This is a genomic window from Streptomyces sp. NBRC 110035 (assembly GCF_000829695.1).
Lineage (GTDB): Bacteria > Actinomycetota > Actinomycetes > Streptomycetales > Streptomycetaceae > Streptomyces.
Genome location: NZ_BBNN01000083.1, coordinates 1 through 2624, shown reverse-complemented (window position 1 = coordinate 2624; position 2624 = coordinate 1). Strand labels below are relative to the sequence as shown.

General features: G+C 70.6%; 3 protein-coding genes. All 3 read right to left on the bottom strand.

What is annotated here, in order from left to right; genetic code table 11:
• Nucleotides 1-528: 528 nt before the first annotated feature.
• On the bottom strand, nucleotides 529-1455 hold the full coding sequence (locus TU30_RS32690; RefSeq protein WP_107068646.1) for a cytochrome c biogenesis CcdA family protein: 927 nt from the start codon (nucleotides 1453-1455) through the stop codon (nucleotides 529-531).
• Complete coding sequence (locus TU30_RS32685) at nucleotides 1452-2039, bottom strand: redoxin domain-containing protein (protein ID WP_042177250.1); 588 nt, start codon at nucleotides 2037-2039, stop codon at nucleotides 1452-1454. Before TU30_RS32685 ends, TU30_RS32690 begins: the two co-directional genes overlap by 4 nt.
• Nucleotides 2040-2299: 260 nt before the next feature.
• A partial coding sequence (locus TU30_RS32680) for a hypothetical protein (protein WP_042177248.1) occupies nucleotides 2300-2624 on the bottom strand: 325 nt, incomplete at its 5' end.

The following is a 2624-nucleotide window of genomic DNA, read 5'->3' as shown; positions in this document are numbered from 1 at the left end:
GACCTGACCCTCGTCGATCCAGCGTCACCTTGACGAGCCGAAGTCAGTAATGCGGCGCCTGCGGGAGCATTCACACCTGGCCGAGGACATGCCTCCTCTGGGCCGTTCGAACGTCGCTGTCCCATCGGCCTGGTGACGCTGGGTTCAGGCGGTCACCAGCCGATGGTAAGGCGGGTCTCGGGACGGTTGACGTGGACACCGGCGGCGAGACGGGCGTCGGCGTGGCGGCGGGGCAGGCGGTGACGCCGGGCTGCTCTGGCCTCGCCCGGTCCCCGCGACGCAGGAGAGTGTTGGCTGGCCGATGAGTTTGCAGCTGTCCGGGCGGTGGGCATAGATATCGAGTTGGGCCTGCGGTCGGACCGGACTGCAAGGCCAGCGCGCCTGGGCGGTGTTGCCTGGCTTCGAGCGTCCGCACGCTTCCAAGAATGGCAATCGCGCCCTGTGGATCGTGCAGCCGACCTTCCGGCACATACCATCGAGCGGCAACCACGGGCAGATGGGCTGCCGCGGGACGGCGGCCATGCCTCTTCACCGTGAGGAGGAACCGGGTACGTTCGGCTGGTGGAGGTCCCCGGCCGAGCTGCGCTGTCGCTGTCCGGCCCCACGGCGGTGCAGTGTCCGTGCCGTCCAGGTGGCGGCGAGCAGTACCGTGATCGCCCACAGGACAGGGGTCGGGCCGAGATCGCTGAGCCAGCGGGTGACGGCGCCCTGCCAGTGGGTGGCGGTGGAGATGACGGGGTCTTCGGCCGTGCTGCCGTTCACCAACCGGATCTCGTACCAGCCGTAGTACGCCACGTAGGCGCCGGCGAGGAGTAGCAGGGCGCCGGAGGTGCGGCTGACGTAGGGCATGACGCGGCGGATCCGGGCCAGGGCGGCCTGCCGGGACAGGGCGACCGTGAGGGTGAGTGCGCCGACGACCGTTCCCATCCCGGCCGCGTAGGCGAGGAAGACTCCGACTACGCCGGGCAGGCTGCCGGTGCGGAAGGCGGTGGTGGTCAGGGCGAGGAACGGGCCGATGGTGCAGGACAGCGAGGCGATCGCGTACGAGATTCCGTAAAGGGCCATGGAGCGGGCGGAGTCGGCGGGGCGGCCGGTGGGTTGGAGTTTCGGCAGCCGGATGTTCAGGTCACGCCCGGCGAGCAGCCAGGCCCCGAGCGCCAGCAGGACGATCCCGATGGCGACGGTGGCCCAGGGAAGCCAGCGTTCCACGGACAGCGCGAGCGGTGAGACGAGGAGTGCGAAGGCACCGAAGACAAAGGTGAAGCCGCTCGTCATGGCGGCGGTGGCGACCAGAGCGCGGGACAGGGCACCGCGCCGCCGCGCCTCGGCGGTTGTCCGGTCGGGGCTGCCGGAGATGAACAGGGTCAGGTAGGCAGGCAGCATTGCGAAGCCGCACGGGTTGAATGCCGCGAGCATTCCGGCGGTGAGTGCCAGTGCGTAGGGGATGCCGGTCACTTCTGGGTCAGCCGTTCGAGTTCGTCGTCGAACTGGTTGGCGCCGACGGGGCCCAGTGCGACCTTGACCGTGCCGTCGTCGTTGATGAAGGCGAGGGCAGGCTGGGCGGGTACACCGAAGCGGGACCACAGCGAGCCGTCGGTGTCGATGGCGTGCGGGAAGCCCTCGAGGCCGGTGTCGGCGACGAACTTCTTCATGTCTGCGGTGCGCCCCTGGCCCGGTACGCCGACGAAGGTGACCTTGTCGCCCCACTTGGCTGCGGTCCTGGCGATGGTCGGTGCCTCGGACCGGCACACGCTGCACCAGGGGGCCCAGAACCACAGCACCGCGTCCTTCCCGGCGAGCGAGGTGCCCTCGAACGTCTGGCCGTCCACGGTGGTCGTGGTGAACTTCAACTCGGCCGGGACCGCAGCCTTCTTGCCTTGGCCGCCGTCGGTGGTAGCGGCGGAGCCGACGGGGGATTCTGCCGCACGGGGCGGTGCTGCTTCCTTCGCCGTGCTCTGTCCGTCGCCGCATCCCGCCGCCAGAAGGGCGATAGCCGCGGCGGCGATGGCGGCGCTCGTGCGGAGGTGCCTGGTGCGCATCTGGACTCCCTTTCAGGGGCGTTCCCGTGGGGCCGGCTGGACACCGGCCCCATGGGAACCCGCCCCGGGCCACTGTCTCTTCCATCCCCTGCCCCAGCTGGGCTCTCGGACAGGCTGCGGGGTCGACCTCGACAGGCAAAGGGGCCAGCATTTGGGGGCCGGTGACCGCCCGGGGCGTGCGGTGGCAGCGGTGTGTACCCGGCCGGGCTTGGCGGCGCGGCGCGGCGCGGGGTAGGTGTTTCATCCCCGCGCCGCCGTTTTCAGATGCCGCCGGTGCGGGCCCTGTGGGAGGGCAGCAGCTCGCAGGCCACGCTCCACAGAGGGGTGATGCGGGTGCCGTAGCGGTGCACCAGCCAGCCCAGCAGGGCGCCGAATCCGGCGTGCGCGAGGTAGACGGTGATCGCGAACTTCGCCCCGAAGTCCGCGCCGAACACGCCGGCTCCGACCGCCTTGGGAACCGGGCTGAGCAGAAAGCCGGTGCCCAGCGCCAGCCCGTAGGCGGTGCCCATCATTGTCCCGGCGACCGCGCCACCGGGCCGCCGGAAGGGGAAGCCTCCGAACAGGACCGCGTAGCTGATGCCGAAC

What these genes read in the sequence shown, in the direction of transcription:
- TU30_RS32685 (WP_042177250.1), bottom strand. Translation starts at nt 2,039, where the DNA reads ATGCGCACCAGGCACCTCCGCACGAGCGCCGCCATCGCCGCCGCGGCT.